Consider the following 19,763-nt stretch of genomic DNA (forward strand, 5'->3'; position numbering starts at 1 on the left):
CGAATCATTCAAAGTCAGACCGTATCTTTGATGAGAAAACCTGTGTTGAGGGTTTAGAATGGTTTGTCAACGGGTTGTAATTGATACTAATATCATAGTCTCTGCACTACTTTTTGGGGGCAGAATATCTATGCTTCGTTTGGCATGGCAGGAAGATACTTCACTAATCAAAAATAGAAATTACATTAATACTAGATATCCTAAACATAGGCTTTGTTTTTTTCTCAGTCGTCAAAAATTCCTCTGCACCAGTTGACAAAGCAGCCGCAATATGCAGAGCATCCATAGCAGCTAAACCATGCTGACAAGCGATGTTATAAGCATCTTGTATTACTTCTTCTATATCATTAGCCCAGTAAGTGACGGCACTAAAGAATGATTCATAAAATTCAGCTTCTGCCGTTTTTCGATTGTAAATTGCTTTAGGCATTACTTCCATTTTGATAAATTCGCTCGAAGCAAATTCACGGTTTAAATCTGCTAAAACTTCCAAAGCTTTCTCTGAATCTTCTCCCACACCACGCGCCGCAGTTACTAGCACTCCCGAATCGATAAAAGCTATCTTCATGCCTCAGTTTCTTGTACTCCCCCACGACGACTAGCAATTTCTTTTTCTATTTCATCTCGACTTAATAAAGGTTCACCAGAATCAATAATTTTAGAACGAATTTGGCGTAAGCGTTCTCCCAATGGAGTTTTATTTACAGAAGTTTTCATACGAAGAAATTCAATAAAATCTAAAACTTCCTCTTGTTTGTCTGGTGAAAGGGAACGCCACTTGCTTAATAATTCTTGTTCTGCAATCATCTTGACTACCTACCTCTGATAATTGGATAAATTCTATTTGATATATCACTATTTTAATTGTTGCTGGTATTGTTCCCAAGTTACAGTACCATTTATTTGTGCATCTTCTAATTCAATAATTGCATCTTTAATATCTTCTTCGTCTTCAAGTTCACTAACATTTAGTAACTCTAAAACTTCTTCTAAAGTTCCTTCATAAGCTTGTTCTAGCCGTTCATTTATTTCTTTTAATAAAGTTTGTTTTTTAGTAGGCGCTTCCATGTTTATGTTTATGATGCCTTACTATTTTATTTATTTTACCAGAATTTATTAGTTCAGTACTTCCGCAAAGATGAGGACTAAAGTCCTCTCTACGAGACGCTACGCGAACACTACGAGCTTTCAACCCAAATCTCTATTGAAACTATCTCAATAATACGTACAATTATACGTATATACAATAATTAGCCTTGACTGAAAACCTATATCGTATGTCTATAGCTAACTTTGGCAATATGTACTCAGATGAGCTAATTACAGCCACTGAGTTGAATCGTCAACCAGGGAGAGTTCTAGATAAAGCTTTAGAACGTCCAATCACAATTACTCGCAATGACCAATCTTTTGCTTTGTTGCGGCGTGAAGAAGTAACTTTTCTTGTAAAGGCAGCAACACAGAGTAAAGTCATTATTGAGGCATTAAAGTTTGCTTATGATTTGTTGCTAGGAAAAGAAATTAATGTTGAACATCCTTACGGGTGGTTAAGTGTTTTTGACTCGGATGAACTGCAAGACTTTATTCAAGAACTAAGTGAGACTTTTCAGTTAATAGATTCTTCCAATACAACATGGGATATGATTGATGCTCTTATTTATGAATGGCGAGAAAGCGCTATAGCTGTTGCTAGTCCTGAACTTAAAGCTGCTTTTGGTGCTGAAACGGATGAAGTACCATTAACCAAACCGTCTATTCAAAGTGCTGTGTAAGCTTTCTTATGTCAGACAGTACTCCAGAAAATTCAACAGTAGAGAATGTAAATCCACCAGAAGTTAAACTGACAGTTCCAGTCTTATCGGAGAGTGAAAATACTTGGTTAGTAGTAGCCAAAAACCGTCGAGTAAACCGGGACTGGGAGGATTTAATGCAGCGCTATCCTGAAAACACTCTTCGTTGTTATGAAGATTTGTCTACTGTACCAAAAACCAGAAAACCTGGGCGTGTTTTTCCGTTGAAGGGTAAAACTTACAAAGGTGCATGGGAATACGAGGTAAGCAAAGGGGACAGAGTATTTTACGTTCCTGATGAAGAACAGTTAAAAGTCATTGTCTACTATGCAGGTAAACATCCAAGTCCTGCACCCAAACCGTAATTGAAAATATCATGTTCGTAGTAAGCACTTCAGTACTTCCGAAAAGATGAGGACTAAAGTCCTCTCTACGAGACGCTACGCGAACACTACGAGCTTATTTCTTATATCTTTCCCACATTTGCTGATAAGCTTTCTCCATCTCCAGGGTAAATTGCTTACCATTCCATAGCGGTGCTGTTTGTCTTGAATGTCGCAATTTCCCAGCAACTTGTTGTCTTAAAACTGCATCTTTACCCAAGCGTACACCCCATTCTATATACTCTGCATCTGTCCAAGCTATACCTTCTGTAACGCCTACATTCATCATCATGGTGTAGCTGTTACGCGCTGCAAATTGTTCTCCAACTCTGGTTACTAAGGGTATACCCATCCACAGGGTTTCTAAGGTTGTGGTTGCGCCGTTGTAGGGGTAAGTGTCTAATACTACATCAGCAATGGCTAAGTTGGCTCGGTGCGTAGCTTCGGTGGGGTCTTGGGGTAAAAATCGCAGCCGGGAAATATCTACACCCTCTTCTTCGGCTATTTGGTAGAAAAATTGTTTAATTGCTTCTTCTTCCGCATCACCTTTAATTAAGAAGTAGCTATTGGGTACTTCTTTGATAATTTTCATTTGCCATCTTGTAGTTTCAGGATGTCGTTTATATGACCTTTGGCTACTGAGATATATGACAGCATCGTTAGGAATATTTAACTCATCTCGGCGTAGTGTGGGTATACCAACCTCAAAACCATCAACGGCTATGTATGTCTGGGGTAATCGCCAAATTTTTTCTGTATAATATTCTTGTGCTGAATCTGCTAATACGTAAGGGTCGGCAATAAAGTAATCAATTGCAGGTATACCGGAAGCATCCCAACCCAGCCAAGTAACTTGAATTGGGGCGGGTTTAAGTGCCATGACTGTACAACTTATATCTAGTGTTATGCTATCTAAGTCTATTAAAATATCGATTTCATCTGCATGGATTTGTTCAGCAACTTCTAAAGCTGTGATTCCTAATTTATGAGCTTTATCTGCTTTGTTGACAAACCATTCCTGTGCAAATTGATCTAGAGGATTATAGTTAATTAGATAAGTATAAATTTCAAAGTTATTATGGTTGTGATGTTGAAATAACCAGCGTGCTAACCAGCCTACAGAATGTCTTTTCAACGCGTAAGATACATAGCCAATTTTTAATTTTTTCTTACAAATTGCTGTTTGTTTATGATTAGTATGCTGCTGAGAATAACGCTCAAATGCTTGAGAGTAGATAGCTTGAATATTTTTCTGGCAAATTTGCGCTAATTGATTATGAATTTTTCTGAAGTTCTCAGGACTATCTTTAAGGTGAGGTAGAGCGAAAGATGCTGTTAATAAACCTAGTGTTTTTACTTCGTCTAAGGGAAGAGGCTGGGCTATAATAAATTCTTGCTGCAAAGCTTCTAACTGTTGGTTTATTGAGCATATATCTTCCCAATATCCCCCAGCAGTTAGTAAACTGCACAAAATTAGATGAACAGCAAAAATTTTATCCGCTATTTCTGTAGATAAAGAAAGACATAATTTTGCTGTTTCTATACCCTGAGAATAATTTTTAGCATTTTGATAAAAAATAGCTAGATGTTTTAAGATTTCTAAGTTATTAGAATCTAGGTTTAAATACAATTTTAAAAGATGTGCTGCTGTTGCTGGTAGTTTGAAGATGTGACCAATTTTCATCACAGCAGGAAGTACATCAATGAAATATGGTGTATTGATCAGGTAGGGGAAGCAAGATTTTATGAAGTCTATAGATGATTGATTAAAGGGTGGATTTTCAAGAATTTGCTGTAATACTTGTTGTAATAATTTTAAATTGAGATTTGCAAAATTTGGGGAGTTTAATAATTCAATAATTCCTAAATTTTCAAGTTGACAGCCTTCAAAATTATTTATCTTGAAAGAAAGTTGCAAAATTTTTAAGAGATTATCGATATCAAAATTATTAATTTCTTTTATATGCTGACGAATTGCCCAAGCGAGAGAAAATTCTTCTAGATTTTCTCGTCTTTCTGCTTCTAGTTGTAAAACTTCGGTTAGTTCTTGTGTATAAGTTGGAATATTTTCTTCTTCCACATCTGCTAATGGTATCATCCAAGTCATTTGTGCTTCTATTTCTTTTTCTTGTAAAAGCAGTATTAAACCAAGATACCAATAGTGAAAAATTACATCGGGTTCAGATGCTATTGCTTGCTCATATAATTTTGCAGCCTGCTGATATTCTCTAGCTATTAGGTGCTGTTGCGCTTGAATAAAAACAGGGTCGTGATGTTTTTTTATTTTCATAAATAGGCACACAGTATTATGATTTGAATCTTTATTTTGAAATAAAAATTTAATTATTTAAATAATTATTGTCAGAACTAAAGTCTTATTGTAGGCTTTTTAAATTATCTACATTAATTAATAGCCTCAAGAAATCATAAAACAGGTGGATAAATTATACCCACCTGTAAACAACTCTGCTGACAAGATTATTGCTTGCAGATTGATTTCATATTCTTTACTTGACTGCTTTTTGAGTTGTGGCGCAGTTAAGGTTAGTAATGTTAGGAGCAGCACCTACTGCTGAAGCAGCATCTAGTGCAGTACCCGTGACTATCGGGTCATTAGTTTCACACAATGCAGCTATTGTAGTTGCTTCCCCAGTACCACCAGCTGCGGTTATTCCAACAGTTACAAAACCACCATAACCCTTTAGAATCGCAGGGCTAGTACTAGGAGTTGTTGGCACAGCTGAAACAGTTGCACCATTCGTCAAGAAGGTACCGAGAGTATAAGTATAATTCTCTGTTTGTGTCTTGATACCCAGCCCTAGTAAGGTAAAATTACTTTGGGCAGTAACGAAGGTTGGGTTTTCCAAGAGATAAGCTTGTTGAGCGCGATTGACAGAACCCGCGTAAGTTTTTGCTTCTGAGGCGCGGGCTTTGTTAGCTTGGTTCAAGAAAGAAGGCAATGCAATAGCGGACAAAATACCGATGATGATAATAACAACCAACAATTCAATCAGTGTAAAACCTTGTTCGTCTTTCTTTTTGTTGAGGATGTGTTGAAGAAACTTGGCTTTTAATTCGGTTTTCATAAGTGTTTTCCCGGTGTTATGTAGTGGTCTCGTGTTCTAGATATAACTTACCCACACCCGATCACTTTCATATCACCTTCAGTCGAAAATTTTTTTGGCTAGGATTTCCTTTCTATATATGGGAAGTCAAATAGTGATTCTGCTGTTTGTAACGGGAGGCTGAACCTTTTAATAGGTATTCTCAACCGGAGTCTGGGAACGAGGGATGAATGATGAGGGAATGATTATTTACTCAAACTCAGGTGGCCATAGTTCTGATATTGCCAGTTCCCAACCTGGTAGCAAGTCTGGTAACGTGAGTGTGTCTTTATTTTGTAACAAAACTGGAGTTTGGTTAAGTCGATAAACTGTTACTGTTAATTTGTCAGGGTCAATAAGTATGCCGACTGTAGACCCAAGTTGCAAGAATAACTGAATTTTTTCTTCCAGTGGTTTTATTCTGTCTGATTTAGATTTCACCTCAACCATCAGGTCTGGAAGCAATTCTACAAAGTCGCGTTTGGTCTTTTTGAGTCTGTTAGCCCGCACAAAAGAAACATCTGGCGCACGTAGGTTTCTTTTTTCTGAGTCGCCCTCTTCTATATTCGGCAAAATAAACCCAGCGCTAGAACCAGTTACTCGCCCTAGCTTACGCGACATTACCCAGTTATTTAAAAAAGTAATTAAACGAGCGCCAATTTCCTCTGATTCGTAATCTGATGGCCCCATAACTATGATATTCCCTTCAACCAATTCCATCCGCCATTCTGGATGCTCGGTTTGTAGTTGCTCTAAGTCGGCAATGCTCAGGGACATATTACACCAAATAATGCTTCTATATAGGAATCCGGTTTGATTTTTGAAAAAATACGTAGGGTGTGTTACGCTATCGCTAACACACCTCATCATAGGGCATGGTGCGTTACGAACTCCGTTCTAACACACCCTACAATACTAATTCTGTAAGCGCAAAGCGCAGGCTACGCCAACAAAAATCAAATAGTAATCCTATATCTATCATAAATAGATCAACCAACGAAGGCTACAATGTATTTTATCCCCATAGACATGACTGTACAATTTGCCATTAGCCGCTTCCATGAAAACAGATGTAATTTTTTATGAATTGATTAAAGAACTACCACAAATATTTTTTGAACTGATTGATAAACCTGATACCAATCCCAATATCTACACATTTACTGCACCGGAAATCAAACAACAGTCATTTCGGTTAGATGGCGTATTTTCAACTGGCGAGGGATTTGACAATGAACCTTTGTACTTTGTGGAATTGCAAACCTACAAAGATGAAGAATTTTATGAATGACTTTTTGGGGAAATTTTTGTTTATTTTCGTCAATATCAACCAGTTAATTCAGACTGGTATGCAATTGTAATTTACGACAAACGCATTCACGAAAGCCCACCTCATCAGCGCTATCGGATTTTAACAGAACAACACCTACGCTGCATTTATCTCAATGAACTGTCTACTAGGACTGAGGATTCTTTGGGGATAGGAATCGCCAAACTATTTGTAGAAACACCTACAAAATCTACTTCTTTGGCTCAACAGCTAATCAACCAAGCTAGAGCTAATTTACCTGATGAAAATCTACAAAGGAAAGTGCTAGCATCTATCCAAGCAATTGGATTTTATAAGTTTCCCAATCTTGCTGTGGAGGAAATTGAAGCCATGATGGATTTAGATGAGTTCAAAAATACTCGGCTGTACGAAAGTATCTTGGAAAAGACCAAATTAAAATTAGTCTCAAAACTTACGGAGAAAGGTATGAGTATTCAGGAAATAGCAGAATTGTTGGAACTAGATACTGAAATCATTAGAAAACATCTACAACAACAGTCTTAGAGGATGTGTCATGTAGGTTGGTTTGTTCGCGTCAGTGTTGCGGAGCAATGGAACAGATGCGAATGGCGGCTTTCCACAGGATAACTCAACTTTTCTTTGCTACAGGAGATGGAGAGGACTAAAGTCCTCACTACAAACTTATTAACTATGCTATATTAAGCGTAGTCGTTATGAGTTTGCTTAACTGTTTATGCCTAACCCCACAGTAGAAAACTTAGTAATTATTGGTTCTGGCCCGGCCGGATACACAGCCGCTATCTATGCAGGAAGAGCGAATTTAAAACCGGTGGTATTTGAAGGCTTTGAAATGGGTGGTTTACCCGGTGGTCAATTGATGACAACGACGGAAGTGGAAAACTTTCCGGGGTTTCCCCAAGGGATTACAGGGCCGGAACTGATGGATCAAATGAAGGCGCAAGCTGAACGCTGGGGGGCTGAGTTATATACTGAGGATGTGATCTCTGTTGATTTGAGTCAGCGTCCTTTTACGGTGCGATCGCCAGAACGGGAAATCAAAACCCATAGTATAGTTATAGCTACTGGTGCAACTGCCAAGCGTTTGGGTTTACCTAGCGAAGATCAATTCTGGAGTCGGGGTATCTCTGCTTGTGCAATTTGCGATGGTGCTACACCAATCTTTCACGGTGCAGAATTGGCTGTCATTGGTGCTGGCGACTCGGCGGCGGAAGAGTCTATTTACTTAACTAAATACGGTTCTAAGGTCAATCTGCTGGTGCGTTCTGATAAGATGCGCGCATCTAAAGCCATGCAAGACCGGGTTTTGAGTAATCCTAAAATCCAAGTACATTGGAACACTGAAGCTGTGGATATCTTCGGTGATGGTCACATGACAGGGGTGAAAGTTCGCAATAATCAAACTGGCGCAGAAACTGAACTCCATGCCAAAGGTTTATTTTACGCCATTGGTCACACTCCCAATACTGTCTTATTTAAAGGACAACTAGAACTGAATAATGTGGGTTATGTTGTCACCAAAAACAATTCTGTAGAAACCAGTGTAGAAGGTGTGTTTGCGGCTGGCGACGTGCAAGACCATGAGTTTCGTCAAGCAATTACGGCTGCGGGTACTGGCTGTATGGCGGCCATGTTAGCAGAACGCTGGTTGTCGGCTCATGCTTTAATTCAGGAATTTCATCAACAGCCGGAAACTCCAGATAATGAATTGGAACATCGGCCAGCCAAGAAAACTGAAGCGGAAGAAGAAGCTGGATTTAACTTGCAGGCTACCCGTCATCAAGGAGGTTACGCCTTAAGAAAATTATTCCATGAAAGCGATCGCCTGGTGATGGTGAAATACGTCGCCCCTGGTTGTGGCCCTTGTCATACCCTAAAGCCCATATTAAATAAGGTAGTAGACGAGTTTGACGGTCAGATTCACTTTGTAGAAATTGACATCGACCAAGACCGAGATATTGCCGAAAATGCCAATGTCACGGGGACACCGACAATTCAATTCTTTAAAGATAAGGAATTATTGAAGGAAGTCAAAGGTGTGAAGCAAAAGAGTGAGTATCGCCAGATGATTGAAAGTTATCTTTAGTGGCTAGCGCTTTTTTATGCCTCTGGTGAGAAAAAAAATGGTGATTTACTGCCAACTCCGTAAAACTTTAGTAATCACCTACTTCCGCCAGGAGGCTCACACTAAGTTTGAATTGAAACTGTGAAAGTTTTTGGATAGAAACAGTCTAAGCTAAAAGTTACTAGCTTTCAAAAAAGGTAAAGATATATGGAAAATAACAGTAAGCAAGTTTACAACTATACGGTACTTCTAGAAAAAGAAGCAGATGGTGGCTATCACGCCTTTTGTCCTGTTCTCAAGGGCTGTCATTCTCAAGGCGACACTTTTGAAGCAGCTATTGAGAATATTACAGAGGCTATTGAATTATATCTTGAAAGTTTAATGGCTGATCATCAACCTATTCCTAAAGAAGATTTAATTGTTAAGCCATTAAGTATCTTAATATGAGTAATTTTCCTAGTGTTAAAGCTAAAGACTTTATTAAAGTTATCGAAAAATTAGGTTTTTATCTTGATCGTCAAAAGGGTAGTCATGCCATTTACAAAAATGTTCACGGGAATCGAGTTGTTGTTCCCATTCATTCTGGAAAAGACCTCAAACAAGGTACTCTAATGGGAATGATTCAAGATATTGGCATTGATAAAGAAACATTCTTCGAGTTGTTACAAAAATAATATATGAAAGGCAACTCATCTTATTCTCCACAAATACAATAGCGATCGCGTAAACCACCGATAATATTCATTCCACCTTTAGAATGAGGCTAGATAAGTATGTTTTCTCCCTCATCCCCATCTCTGAGTTAACAAACTGGCAATTTGCTGATTAATGGCTGTGACATCAAAACGCTGACGAGCGATCGCCTGGGCGTTTTTTGCTATAGTTGCAGTAATTTCTGTCTCTTGTAGGCAGGTATAAATTACTTGTACAAGTTCTTGGGGTTCTCCTGGGGTTACCAGAAAACCATTGCTTCCATGTTCTACTAATTCCACTGCACCGCCTGCTTTGGCTGCAACTACTGGTGTACCGCATAGCATGGCTTCAACGATGACTCTACCAAAGGGTTCTGGGGATGTGGAGGTATGGGCTACTAAGTCACAAGCTGTCATTAATTGGGGAATATCTGAGCGAAATCCTAAGAATTTGACGCGGTTTTCTAAACCCATTATGGCTACTTGTTGATGCAATTTTTGGACATAATCTTGTTCACCAAATAAGGCATCACCTACTAAAATTACTGTGACTTCTGGCGGACACTGGGTGAGGGCTTCAATTAAAATATGTTGACCCTTCCAAGGTGCTAATCGGCTGAAATGTCCTACGACAAATTTGCCTTCTAGTTCTAATTGTTGCTGTAATTTTTTAACTTCAGATTCAGCAGGTTGATAATTTTCTGGTGCAAAGCCGTTATAAACAATTTCTGTTAGTTCTGGGCGACCTCCGGCGGAGACAAAGGCTGTTTGACTGGCTTGGGAATTAGCAATTACTAATGATGCGAAACCATTGGCTAAGGTTACAGCTACGCGGAGGTTTGTTTGGCTAAAATGTTCTGGTGACAGAATATCGTGTAAATGATAAACCAAGGGGCGACGGGCGATGAAACTTGCTAGTGCGCCAATTACTAATGCTTTTTGGGTATTGGCGTAGATAACATCATATTTTTTGGCTGTTTGGACTACTTTTTTTAGTAGCGGAGCTAGTTGACCTAAACTTGTCGCAGCTTGGAGTAAGTTACTTTGTTTGCGGACGCTAATTGGCTTGGTTGCTAATACTTCTACTGGTATGTGATGCTGTTGTAATAACTTTTTAAATGGGCCATCTGTGAATAATCCTACTAAGGCGCGATGGCCATAGGGTTTAGCAATGTCTATTAAACACAGTTCTGCACCGCCTGGTTTGCCACTTTGGTCTAAAAATAGAATTTTCATATAAGTTGGTTTCTAATGTGGAATTTATTGATATTTTTTTACTAACCACAGAGACGCAGACAACACAGAGAGAAGAAAGTCATTTTTTACTGACTTCTGTTGGAGGTATAATTCACTTTCAGTTAATAGCTAAAGATATTGTTTATCTCATGAAGATAAGAGAATTTGCCGCACTTGCTGGGCTATTTGCTGCCAGTCAAAATTACTCACTGCATATTGGCGACAGTCTTGTCTAGAAGGGATGGGTAATTTTTCTAAAAGTATTGCTGCTAATTTTTCAGCAATAGATGTAGCTTCAATAGAAGTGGTAATTAAATCTGGTGAAAAAGGTGATAAAATTTCTGGCATTCCGCCTACAGGAGTACACAAAACTGGTGTACCGCAAGCTAAGGATTCGATGATTACTAATCCAAACCCTTCAAAAGATTGGCTAGGCATAATGCTTAGTTCGGCGGCTTGGTAAGCTATGGGTAATTGTGCATCAGGTAGAAAACCTAAGAATTCTACGTTGTCTGTTAATCCCAATTCTCTAGCCTGTTGCTGTAGTTTAGCTTGCATGTGTCCTTTACCTGCGATCGCTAGCCAAACATCAGGCACTTGTGGTTTAATTATTGCTATTGCTTGTAATAATTTATCAATGCCGACTCGCTGCACTAAACGGCGCGATGTAAATAAAATTCGGCGATTATCTGGCCAGCCTAATTGCTGTCGGGCGGCTTGGGGTGATAAGTTAGGCTGAAACGAATTAATGTTGACTCCACCGGGGATAATATTAATTTTGCTCCAAGGTATTTGATATTGATCATGTAAAATATTACCGAATGCTTTGCTGAGAACAATAAAGCGATCGCAACGGTTATAAGTATGTTGTTCTATCAGCCGTCGCTTGAGCAAAACACTCAATTGATTATTCACTGTTTCTTCTTGACTTTCAGCAGCCCAAGGGCCATGAAAGTTAAAAGTTATAGGTACTCCTTGGGGTAAAAGATCTAAAATGGGAAAACTGTATAATGCAAAATGCAAATTAATCGCATCTGGTTTGCCTATTCTGGTTTTTTTAAAGTTATGACGAATAGACATCAATCGTTGCCAAATTGCTTTCTCTGGATATGCTAAATTTGTCAGCTTGATGGGTAAATTTAATTCAGTTTCCGGTAGACCTACTCCACATAGTTCTACTTGGTCTTGATTAGCTGCTAATGTATGAGTTAGTTCATAAATATACCTTTCTAATCCACCGGGTGTTTTGGGAAACCAGCCTATTCCCAAGGTGAGAATAGATGCAGATGTTGAATCAAAATTTTCTTTTTTACTTTCCACCTACTTAGCTCCTATGATGTATTGAGCATTGAGCATTGATATTTGCACTTGTATATCAAGCTCAAGCACTGCTTTTGCACATTAGCAGTCAATTAATTGATGCTACTAGTACTTATATCCTGACATTATCTACAGAATCAGTACTTTTCACGTCTTACTATGTAGAGAGTTTACTCAAATTTTCTATCTACCATAATTGCCCAAGCATCAAGAGGATGTTTAAATAAAACACCAATTTATAATCTATTTATTTGGAACTGTCAATAAGTGTATTTTAAGTAACTTCAAGGTACTTACTATCGGGGATAAAGTTTGTGATGGTAGTTAAATATAGCCTTAATTTCACGATTTTATTTGATTACTGTCGGGGTAATTAAACATATTAGTAATCAGCTTAGTACGAGATTTTTGTATTAATATTTACCATAAAATTGTGCAGGTAGTAAATATTAATACATTAAATAATTTTTAGATTTCAAAGTTTTTATTTTTTTGATGAATTTTTGGTGAATAGGAAAATTTTAATATCAAATATTTGTTATTTATGTAGTGTACTAGCCAAATAAAAATTAGTAATTAAAATAGTTAAAGCTGCTTGCGTATATAGCGTTACCAGGGTAAAGAAAGACAATTTTTTCTTAGTGCATCTTATACCAGTCACTGAATGTCACGAATAGTAATGACTGAAAATAATATGCGAAATAAACTCACACCGCAGTTTGGCAAAATTTACCAAAAATTGAATCAATACGCCAGAAATTTATCTCACACTGGAAAATTGCGGAAATTAAAATTTATCAATTTTATCTTACTTATAGGTATTGGTATTATTTTTGCTGCTATCAGTACTACAACTGATTGGGCTACCAGTAAAACACCTGTAACCTCATACAAAACATCTTGGATTGGTAATACATTTGGTGGTGGCGACAAGTGGGTGCAAAATAATATTGAGGCCATGTATGTTGCACCCAATGGCAAAGTGTATACCAATAGTATTTGGGATGAAGCAGGCAGAGAAGCTGGAATATATGAAGATGGTAATGTAATTGGTGCTTTGAAAGATACCCACGGTTGGGGTCGTGTCGGTGGTAAAGCTATAACGGTAAATAGTAAATATGTTTACATTGCCATGCAACAAGGCTCGGTGGGCCAAATAGATAAAGATTATCCTTCAGAAGGAACGAAATGGTATTGCGTTAGACGCTATGACTTGTCTGGCGAACCTGCACCTTTTACCACAGGACGTGGCTGGGATAAAAGTATGTTAATTGTCAGTAACCAAAATGCAGTTACAGGATTAGCCACTACTGACAAAGAATTATATGTGAGTGATGCGGCAGATAATCGTGTGCGAGTCTACAGTACCGACACGATGAAAGAAATACGCAGCTTTAATATTGCTAAACCAGGGGGGATGACTGTTGATAGAAAAGGCAATTTATGGATAATTCAAAGCAAAGTTGGTAATAGTCCAGCCCAGATTGTCCATTATGCCCCCACAGGAAAGCAATTACCTGAAGAAATTACAGACATTGTAGAACCAAGTGCGATCGCACTAGATCATCAAGGCAGACTGTTAATTGCCGACAATGGCCCTCGTCAGCAAATGTTGACTTACAACATTCAAGACCAACCAACACAAGTTGCGACTTTTGGTAGTCAAGGGGGAGTTTATGGAGGGGTTCCCGGTGAAGTTAAAGATTTGAAACTTTACGGTTTGACTGGAGTTGGTACAGATACCACAGGTAATATCTATATAAATAGTAATGGTTTCAATACATCAGGCACAGATTTACGCAAGTTTTCGCCATCAGGAAAACTAGTATGGCAATTACTGGGATTACTATTTGTCGATAATGCTGATGCTGACCCCAAAACTGACGGTATAGATTTGTTTACCAAGCAAGAACAATTCTTGATGGATTATAGTAAGCCTCCTGGTAAGCAATGGACTTACAAAGCCTACACCGTCAATCCTTTCAAATATCCCCAAGACCCACGCTTGCATACATCCCCAGATGGTACCTGGGTACGGCGGATTCAAGGTAAGCCGTTTGTCTTCCTGACAGATATGTATGAAAGTTTTCTGCAAATTTATCGTTTTAACCCCGAAAAAGATGGCAAAATAGCCATTCCAGCGGGAATGTTTGTCGGGACTCGAGGCGGTGGCGGTCAATCAATCAAAGGAGACTGGCCACCATATCAACCAGAAAAAGGAGAATGGATCTGGCGCGATCGCAATGGTAACGGTTTATTTGAAAAAAATGAATACGATCAAAGCGAAGATTATCCCTTCATCGGCGGCTGGTGGGTAGATAATCAAGGCGATGTCTGGAAAACCTTACGAACTCAAGACGGTATTGGCATTCGGCATTATCCTTTGCAGGGACTAGATGATCATGGCAATCCCATCTACACCTACAGTGCCATGCAAAAGCAAAAAACTCCCAGCTTTTTTACCGATTTGCGGCGAGTTGAATATATCCCAGAAACAGACACCATGTATTTGTCAGGCTTTACCGTAGATCATCCTCCGGTGGGCGACGACACCAAAGTTGTGGGATCGGAAATTGCCCGGTTTGATAACTGGAGTCAAGGAAATAGTAATCCCCGTTGGCGAGTTGTCATCCCTCACGACACCACAGGCAAACGCGAAGTATTAACTGCATCCATGAGTGTTGCGGGAGACTATGTTTTTGCTGTAACAGTCAAAACAGCAGAAGTTTATGTTTATAATGCCAAGACAGGAGATTTTGTTCTCAATTTTAAACCCGGCCCAGAAGTGGCACATGAAAGCGGTTGGATTGATATACCTTATGGTATTCGTGCTTTTCGTCGTGCCAATGGCGAGTATTTAGTGTTTGTAGAAGAGGATTGGAAAGCCAAGGTAATTGTATATCGCTGGCAACCAGAAAATAATTCGTAATCTGCATACTTTTTCGTGAATTTTTTCACCTCTTGGCGTTAAAAAAACGTGAGTTTGATGAACCTCTCCCCAACCCCTCTCCGACGCGGAAAGGGGCTTAAATATCTTGCATTACCAACAAAAAATTAAGCTTTTAAGCCTCTCTCTAGCCCCTGTAAGGAGAGAGGAATGGAAGCGGGGTTTTAAGAATCCGTCGAACTCCTAAGAAACATCGCATCTTAATACTTCAATTCATGGCGTTGCTAATTCAGTAACGCTAAATTTATATATAACAAAATTGCACATTATCAATATTTACACTTTTTAATTTACATAGAAAATAAATTAACTTATTTATTTCTCAAAAATATTTAGGCTATAATTTTGCCAACAGATAAAAAAGCATTATTTGTATATAAATATAGTAATAATGCTAAACATTTTACTGGATTCATTGGAAATAAATATGAAAACAAAAGTCTATTTACAAAGACTACAAAAACTCATGCCAAATACCTGGTTAGAGAAAATACAATGTATCCACTCCAGCTTACTGTGTAGATGTATTTTATTAGGTGGCAGTAAACCATTAACATTAAGCCAAAAATCGGCAATGGTGTTTTCTCCACATCAAGATGATGAAACATTTGGCTGTGGTGGGATGATTGCTCACAAACGAGAACAGGGAATACCGGTGACAGTCGTGTTTCTCACTAATGGACAGGGTGCAGCAGGTACAGATCCAGATGCCCAAAATGCCATGATTAAAATTCGGCAACAAGAAGCCATAGAGGCATTAAAAATTTTAGGGGTAGAACCTTCAGAAATTCACTTTTTAGCCAAAATAGATGGCAGTTTACAAGATTTAGTCAACGAGGAGAAACAACAGACAATTTCACAAGTGTCTGCACTTCTTGAAACTTATCAGCCTGAGGAAGTTTATGTACCTCATAGAAAAGATTGTCATCAAGATCATGAAGCTACATATAAATTAGTAAAAGCAGCACTAAACCAAACAAATATTACAGTAGAATTAATCCAGTATCCCATCTGGTTATTTTGGAGAGCGCCACTATTTATTCTGCTCAAATTGCCGGATATAGCAGCAGCTTATTGTTTTTCAATTGCTTCAGTTCAAGAGAAAAAAAATCAAGCGATCGCCTCATATAAATCCCAAATTGCCAGCTTACCTGATGGCTTTATTCAGCGGTTTTTAGGTGCTTATGAAATATTTTTTAGAGTAGAATCTGAGTAGACACTGAAAATGAATATTTAAAATGTCATAAATAGGTAATCAATTTAAAAAATTGATGATTCATTGGGGATTTTATGCACCCATTCTTACATCACCTGGCAAATAAATAAAAATGACATTGTAATGACATTGTGGGGTGGGCATCCTGTTCGCCCTTACATACCTCATTCAGATGAGATGTACTGTATGTAAAATCCCCACAGAATTGTATCAATATATATGGAGATAAATTATATGCGAATATTACACATTACAAATCATGTGCAAAACATTGGCAATGGAATTGTCAACGTGGCAGTAGATTTAGCATGTTTGCAAGCTAAAGATGGTCATCATGTTGCCGTAGCCTCTGCTGGAGGAGAATATGAGGCATTATTAGCATCTTATGGCATCAAACACTGGCAACTAAATCAGAACAGGCAACCCCTGAATATTCTCAAAGCGACTTGGCGTTATCGGCAGATTATACAAGAGTTTCAGCCAGATATTGTCCATGCACATATGATGACAGGTGTTGTCTTAGCAGGAATGTTCAAAAGCAACTGTGAGTATAGCTTAGTTTCTACAGTACATAATGAGTTTCAGCGTAGCGCAGTAGTCATGGGATTAGCAGATCGGGTAATTGCAGTTAGTCATGCAGTAGCTGATTCAATGGTGCGGCGTGGTATCCCCCAGAAAAAACTACGCGTAGTCGCCAACGGCACATTAGGTAGTCCCCGACATCGTAAGATTCAAGATTATCAACCACTACCTCTACAACGTCCAGCAATTACTACCGTTGCCGGTATGTATTCCCGCAAAGGAATTACTGATTTAATCGCAGCGTTTAACAAAATTGCACCCAAATTTCCCAACGCCCATCTATATCTAGTAGGAGACGGGCCCGATCGCCCGATGTTTGAGACGATGGTGCAAAATACACCTTATAGCGATCGCATTCATTTTGAAGGGTTCCAGCCAGAACCACAACGCTATATGCTAGCAACCGATATCTTCGTTTTAGCTTCCCACTGTGAATCCTTTGGTTTGGTGTTAACAGAGGCCAGAGAAGCAGGTTGTGCAATTATTGCTAGTGACGTAGATGGTATCCCCGAAACTTTGGATAATCGACAAGCAGGGATTTTAGTCCCACCTCAAGATAGTTCAACTTTGGCAACTGCTTTAATGCAATTATTAACAGATCCCATGCAGCTGCATAGATGGAAATATCGCGCCCAAGAAAACCTAGAACGCTTCAATGTGGCGCGGGTAAATGAAGAAACACTGGCTGTTTACGGTGAATTAGTTACTCACGACAAAAGTCTTAAAGTAATGGAAAGGAAAGAAGTTTTGGTGAGAAACTAGTGGAGTAGGGGAGATGAGGGATTATTTTCGTTCTTGTCCCCTTGTCCCCTCTTACTACCATTACACCAGCAACTTCTCTGACTAGCTCATCACTGGTATTTGGTTCCTTTGGTACTACTGTTGAATAGTAATAACTAAAATTAGATTTTAATATAAATAGCTAATTTATGATTTATGAAAATCTTTCCAAAGTTTACTAGGAGTTGGCTTTTGTTGATATTGATATTTATGATTTGAGTTAGTATTACCGTATGGATTGAGCGCTGGAGAAGAAGTTACTTCAAAGATAATTTGAGCAATACGCATTCCTACATATATTTTCAATGGTATTCGAGAGATATTTTTAATTTCTAAAGTTATATTCCCGGAAAATCCCGGAGCTACATGACTTGCGGATGCTTGAATCATTAATCCCAGGCGACCAAGAGAACTTCTTCCTTCTATCCTTGCGGCTAAATAATTAGGTAAAGTGATATTTTCAACTGTAGCTGCAAGAATAAAATCATCTGGAATTAGCAGAAAATTTCCATTCTCTTCTAACTGTATTTCTTTAGAAGTATCTATCCACTCTTTAATATCAATATATTCTGTATTTTGGGGATCAAATATTCTAATGATTGAGGATAAAGTAAGGTCTATTGATGCTGGTTGTATAAATTCTAGTCTGAAAGGTGAAATGTTAATATCACCATCCTGAATAGCTTTCAATATATCTTGGTCAGAAAGAATCATTTATTTATCTCTTTATTGCTTTGGGAGAGATTTGTACTTCCTGTTTCTGTCCAGGAGACTGCACAATTTGAACGACTGTTAAAACTATTGTTGCAATAGTTAAAATAATAGTAAAATAGGCTTGATTTGTTTCAATAAAATCCTTAAGTGTACTTAATAAATCTTTTCTAGAATTGCCAGCAATTTTTTTAGCATCTTTTCTATAAGGAATAACTCCTTCTTTGACATCAAGGACATAAAGTGTACAAAATTCTTGTCCTTTCTGAAGCTCAACGGCTCTTTTGCCTAAATTGAATACTGTAATGGAAAGTTTACCGTTATATCCAGGATCTATTTTTGATGATGTATTAGATAACCCACTTTGCAAAAGAGACACTTTTGGCACTACATGACCAAATCTAGATTTGGGAAATTCAACTGTTTCAGCAGTCTCAATAATAACGGCAGAACCTGGTTGAAGGGATATTTTACCATTCTCTAATAAATCAGTTTTACCGGAGTCTCTATGATCTCTGTATTCATTGCCAACAGTGAAGTTATAGCTTGCATTGCTAGATTCCGTATCACGAATTTGTTTGACATCTAAATTCCGTATAAGAATTACCTGGCCTTCAAGACCACCCGCTTTTTGATATTCTTCCGGTGTTTGTACTACTGTTTTATTACTACCATCCAATACAAATGGAATAACACTCATTTTTTATTTTTTAATATGGTGTAAATCATTATACACCACGTTATCTGCTGTGTACTCAGTTTTTAAGGTGCTAACCTCGCCTTACCTAGACGCTGCTTTTCATACCATTGGGCGATCGCAGGTGTCCACTCGGCAAAATGAGGCCACATCATTTCACACAATTTCTGAATTTCTAGTTGAGCATCTTTCTTATTTCTCATGTCACAAAAGTGCATGAAAGACCTTAAATTGAAACTGACTACAAAATGTTGGCGATAATCAAAAGGTACTTTACCTCTGGCGTGTTCCTCCGACATCCCCCCCTCAAAATCAGCTTTGTATCGCTTCGCTGCTTCGAGACACCATTCTAAATCTGCCGTTCTTTGTTCTGGTGAATAGTAATATTTTTTACCCTGTCTATCAGAGTAGTAACCCACAGGACGCAGATAAAAAACATCCTCAATGTCTTTTTTGCCTTCGATTACTTCAATAAATTGGTTCCCCGTATACCTAAAAGATTGTACATCGAATGATACATTTATGCGATGAGTACGAGCCTGCTGCATCACACTGTGGGGAAAATAACCGCAGTTAAAAACAATCTGGGGATGCTCAAGAGGCCCATAATGTCCCCTCTCACCTGCTAACAGTCGCTTCACAATAATTTCACCACATTGTGACTCCATAGGCCATGAATCGCGCTCGTCATACACGAAGCCATCGGTATAGTCTTGGTGCATCGCAGCGTAAATTACTTGCTGCGGGTTTGGTGTTTTGGCAATAACCTCTACTCGGAATCGATGCATTGGCTGAAACTGCGTAAAAATAAGGTGTTGGCGGCTGTTGGTTCCACATGATGATGAACCCGATTCACCATCTTATCTCGTTCAGTAGATTCATATACTTTACAAATATTAATATCTTTGTTACAGTTGTTTACATAAGAGAA

At 38.4% G+C, this 19,763-nt stretch carries 19 protein-coding genes and 1 pseudogene; 9 read left to right on the forward strand and 11 right to left on the reverse strand.

Annotated features, from left to right (window positions below):
- Positions 1–163 precede the first annotated feature (163 nt).
- The 3 genes from ACM0OT_RS00220 to ACM0OT_RS00230 are packed head-to-tail and all read right to left on the reverse strand — an operon-like array spanning position 164 to position 1,068.
- Positions 164–568 carry a type II toxin-antitoxin system VapC family toxin gene (locus tag ACM0OT_RS00220; RefSeq protein ID WP_414561712.1) on the reverse strand — a complete coding sequence of 135 codons (405 nt, stop codon included), beginning with the start codon at positions 566–568 and terminating at the stop codon, positions 164–166.
- The gene (locus ACM0OT_RS00225) at positions 565–807 is read right to left on the reverse strand and encodes a DUF2281 domain-containing protein (protein WP_414561714.1); all 243 of its coding nucleotides are present in this window, start codon (positions 805–807) and stop codon (positions 565–567) included. The genes ACM0OT_RS00220 and ACM0OT_RS00225 overlap by 4 nt, the downstream gene beginning before the upstream one ends.
- Positions 808–855: 48 nt before the next feature.
- Positions 856–1,068: a hypothetical protein gene (locus tag ACM0OT_RS00230; RefSeq protein ID WP_414561715.1), complete on the reverse strand. Its 213-nt coding sequence runs from the start codon at positions 1,066–1,068 to the stop codon at positions 856–858.
- Positions 1,069–1,277: 209 nt separating this feature from the next.
- Between ACM0OT_RS00230 and ACM0OT_RS00235 the strand changes: the two genes are divergently transcribed.
- On the forward strand, positions 1,278–1,772 hold the full coding sequence (locus tag ACM0OT_RS00235) for a hypothetical protein (protein ID WP_414561717.1): 495 nt from the start codon (positions 1,278–1,280) through the stop codon (positions 1,770–1,772).
- Positions 1,773–1,780: 8 nt separating this feature from the next.
- Positions 1,781–2,155 carry a hypothetical protein gene (locus ACM0OT_RS00240; protein WP_414561719.1) on the forward strand — a complete coding sequence of 125 codons (375 nt, stop codon included), beginning with the start codon at positions 1,781–1,783 and terminating at the stop codon, positions 2,153–2,155.
- Between the two features lie 94 nt (positions 2,156–2,249).
- Here ACM0OT_RS00240 and ACM0OT_RS00245 read toward each other — a convergent pair whose 3' ends face one another.
- The 3 genes from ACM0OT_RS00245 to ACM0OT_RS00255 all read right to left on the reverse strand — a co-directional run bounded on the left by ACM0OT_RS00245 (position 2,250) and on the right by ACM0OT_RS00255 (position 6,054).
- Entirely contained in the window at positions 2,250–4,463 is a 2,214-nt protein-coding gene (locus tag ACM0OT_RS00245) for an O-linked N-acetylglucosamine transferase, SPINDLY family protein (protein ID WP_414561721.1), read from the reverse strand.
- Positions 4,464–4,680: 217 nt separating this feature from the next.
- Positions 4,681–5,259, reverse strand: a complete 579-nt coding sequence (locus ACM0OT_RS00250; protein ID WP_414561723.1) for a type IV pilin-like G/H family protein — start codon at positions 5,257–5,259, stop codon at positions 4,681–4,683.
- Between the two features lie 228 nt (positions 5,260–5,487).
- A complete protein-coding gene (locus ACM0OT_RS00255; protein ID WP_414561725.1) occupies positions 5,488–6,054 on the reverse strand; it encodes a Uma2 family endonuclease in 567 nt (188 codons plus the stop codon).
- A gap of 283 nt (positions 6,055–6,337) precedes the next feature.
- Here ACM0OT_RS00255 and ACM0OT_RS00260 point away from each other — a divergent pair.
- From ACM0OT_RS00260 to ACM0OT_RS00275, 4 genes and pseudogenes are all read left to right on the forward strand, one after another.
- A pseudogene (locus tag ACM0OT_RS00260) lies at positions 6,338–7,111 on the forward strand (Rpn family recombination-promoting nuclease/putative transposase).
- Positions 7,112–7,301: 190 nt separating this feature from the next.
- Positions 7,302–8,672: a thioredoxin-disulfide reductase gene (gene trxB, locus ACM0OT_RS00265; protein ID WP_414561727.1), complete on the forward strand. Its 1,371-nt coding sequence runs from the start codon at positions 7,302–7,304 to the stop codon at positions 8,670–8,672.
- Positions 8,673–8,858: 186 nt separating this feature from the next.
- A complete protein-coding gene (locus ACM0OT_RS00270; protein WP_414561729.1) occupies positions 8,859–9,098 on the forward strand; it encodes a type II toxin-antitoxin system HicB family antitoxin in 240 nt (79 codons plus the stop codon).
- Positions 9,095–9,325 (forward strand): type II toxin-antitoxin system HicA family toxin, encoded by a 231-nt coding sequence (locus tag ACM0OT_RS00275; protein WP_414561731.1) that lies wholly within the window; start codon positions 9,095–9,097, stop codon positions 9,323–9,325. The genes ACM0OT_RS00270 and ACM0OT_RS00275 overlap by 4 nt, the downstream gene beginning before the upstream one ends.
- Positions 9,326–9,436: 111 nt before the next feature.
- Here ACM0OT_RS00275 and ACM0OT_RS00280 read toward each other — a convergent pair whose 3' ends face one another.
- Positions 9,437–10,579 (reverse strand): glycosyltransferase family 4 protein, encoded by a 1,143-nt coding sequence (locus ACM0OT_RS00280; RefSeq protein WP_414561733.1) that lies wholly within the window; start codon positions 10,577–10,579, stop codon positions 9,437–9,439.
- A 147-nt stretch (positions 10,580–10,726) separates the two neighbouring features.
- Complete coding sequence (locus ACM0OT_RS00285; protein WP_414561735.1) at positions 10,727–11,899, reverse strand: glycosyltransferase family 4 protein; 1,173 nt, start codon at positions 11,897–11,899, stop codon at positions 10,727–10,729.
- A gap of 694 nt (positions 11,900–12,593) precedes the next feature.
- On the opposite strand from ACM0OT_RS00285, the gene ACM0OT_RS00290 reads away from it, so the two are divergent.
- From ACM0OT_RS00290 to ACM0OT_RS00300, 3 genes are all read left to right on the forward strand, one after another.
- Positions 12,594–14,828 (forward strand): hypothetical protein, encoded by a 2,235-nt coding sequence (locus ACM0OT_RS00290; protein ID WP_414562224.1) that lies wholly within the window; start codon positions 12,594–12,596, stop codon positions 14,826–14,828.
- A 445-nt stretch (positions 14,829–15,273) separates the two neighbouring features.
- Positions 15,274–16,062 carry a PIG-L deacetylase family protein gene (locus ACM0OT_RS00295; protein WP_414561736.1) on the forward strand — a complete coding sequence of 263 codons (789 nt, stop codon included), beginning with the start codon at positions 15,274–15,276 and terminating at the stop codon, positions 16,060–16,062.
- A 234-nt stretch (positions 16,063–16,296) separates the two neighbouring features.
- The gene (locus ACM0OT_RS00300) at positions 16,297–17,406 is read left to right on the forward strand and encodes a glycosyltransferase family 4 protein (RefSeq protein ID WP_414561738.1); all 1,110 of its coding nucleotides are present in this window, start codon (positions 16,297–16,299) and stop codon (positions 17,404–17,406) included.
- A 165-nt stretch (positions 17,407–17,571) separates the two neighbouring features.
- Here ACM0OT_RS00300 and dcd read toward each other — a convergent pair whose 3' ends face one another.
- From dcd to thyX, 3 genes are all read right to left on the reverse strand, one after another.
- The gene (dcd, locus tag ACM0OT_RS00305) at positions 17,572–18,138 is read right to left on the reverse strand and encodes a dCTP deaminase (protein WP_414561740.1); all 567 of its coding nucleotides are present in this window, start codon (positions 18,136–18,138) and stop codon (positions 17,572–17,574) included.
- Positions 18,139–18,142: 4 nt separating this feature from the next.
- Positions 18,143–18,835 (reverse strand): dCTP deaminase domain-containing protein, encoded by a 693-nt coding sequence (locus ACM0OT_RS00310; RefSeq protein WP_414561742.1) that lies wholly within the window; start codon positions 18,833–18,835, stop codon positions 18,143–18,145.
- A 62-nt stretch (positions 18,836–18,897) separates the two neighbouring features.
- Positions 18,898–19,620, reverse strand: a complete 723-nt coding sequence (gene thyX / locus ACM0OT_RS00315; RefSeq protein ID WP_414561743.1) for an FAD-dependent thymidylate synthase — start codon at positions 19,618–19,620, stop codon at positions 18,898–18,900.
- Positions 19,621–19,763: the final 143 nt, after the last annotated feature.

Source organism: Anabaena sp. CCY 9613, assembly GCF_963920895.1.
Taxonomy (GTDB): Bacteria; Cyanobacteriota; Cyanobacteriia; order Cyanobacteriales; family Nostocaceae; genus Cyanocohniella.

What these genes read in the sequence shown, in the direction of transcription:
- ACM0OT_RS00220 (WP_414561712.1), bottom strand. Translation starts at nt 568, where the DNA reads ATGAAGATAGCTTTTATCGATTCGGGAGTGCTAGTAACTGCGGCGCGT.
- ACM0OT_RS00225 (WP_414561714.1), bottom strand. Translation starts at nt 807, where the DNA reads ATGATTGCAGAACAAGAATTATTAAGCAAGTGGCGTTCCCTTTCACCA.
- ACM0OT_RS00230 (WP_414561715.1), bottom strand. Translation starts at nt 1,068, where the DNA reads ATGGAAGCGCCTACTAAAAAACAAACTTTATTAAAAGAAATAAATGAA.
- ACM0OT_RS00235 (WP_414561717.1), top strand. Translation starts at nt 1,278, where the DNA reads ATGTCTATAGCTAACTTTGGCAATATGTACTCAGATGAGCTAATTACA.
- ACM0OT_RS00240 (WP_414561719.1), top strand. Translation starts at nt 1,781, where the DNA reads ATGTCAGACAGTACTCCAGAAAATTCAACAGTAGAGAATGTAAATCCA.
- ACM0OT_RS00245 (WP_414561721.1), bottom strand. Translation starts at nt 4,463, where the DNA reads ATGAAAATAAAAAAACATCACGACCCTGTTTTTATTCAAGCGCAACAG.
- ACM0OT_RS00250 (WP_414561723.1), bottom strand. Translation starts at nt 5,259, where the DNA reads ATGAAAACCGAATTAAAAGCCAAGTTTCTTCAACACATCCTCAACAAA.
- ACM0OT_RS00255 (WP_414561725.1), bottom strand. Translation starts at nt 6,054, where the DNA reads ATGTCCCTGAGCATTGCCGACTTAGAGCAACTACAAACCGAGCATCCA.
- trxB (WP_414561727.1), top strand. Translation starts at nt 7,302, where the DNA reads ATGCCTAACCCCACAGTAGAAAACTTAGTAATTATTGGTTCTGGCCCG.
- ACM0OT_RS00270 (WP_414561729.1), top strand. Translation starts at nt 8,859, where the DNA reads ATGGAAAATAACAGTAAGCAAGTTTACAACTATACGGTACTTCTAGAA.
- ACM0OT_RS00275 (WP_414561731.1), top strand. Translation starts at nt 9,095, where the DNA reads ATGAGTAATTTTCCTAGTGTTAAAGCTAAAGACTTTATTAAAGTTATC.
- ACM0OT_RS00280 (WP_414561733.1), bottom strand. Translation starts at nt 10,579, where the DNA reads ATGAAAATTCTATTTTTAGACCAAAGTGGCAAACCAGGCGGTGCAGAA.
- ACM0OT_RS00290 (WP_414562224.1), top strand. Translation starts at nt 12,594, where the DNA reads ATGCGAAATAAACTCACACCGCAGTTTGGCAAAATTTACCAAAAATTG.
- ACM0OT_RS00295 (WP_414561736.1), top strand. Translation starts at nt 15,274, where the DNA reads ATGAAAACAAAAGTCTATTTACAAAGACTACAAAAACTCATGCCAAAT.
- ACM0OT_RS00300 (WP_414561738.1), top strand. Translation starts at nt 16,297, where the DNA reads ATGCGAATATTACACATTACAAATCATGTGCAAAACATTGGCAATGGA.
- dcd (WP_414561740.1), bottom strand. Translation starts at nt 18,138, where the DNA reads ATGATTCTTTCTGACCAAGATATATTGAAAGCTATTCAGGATGGTGAT.
- ACM0OT_RS00310 (WP_414561742.1), bottom strand. Translation starts at nt 18,835, where the DNA reads ATGAGTGTTATTCCATTTGTATTGGATGGTAGTAATAAAACAGTAGTA.
- thyX (WP_414561743.1), bottom strand. Translation starts at nt 19,620, where the DNA reads ATGCATCGATTCCGAGTAGAGGTTATTGCCAAAACACCAAACCCGCAG.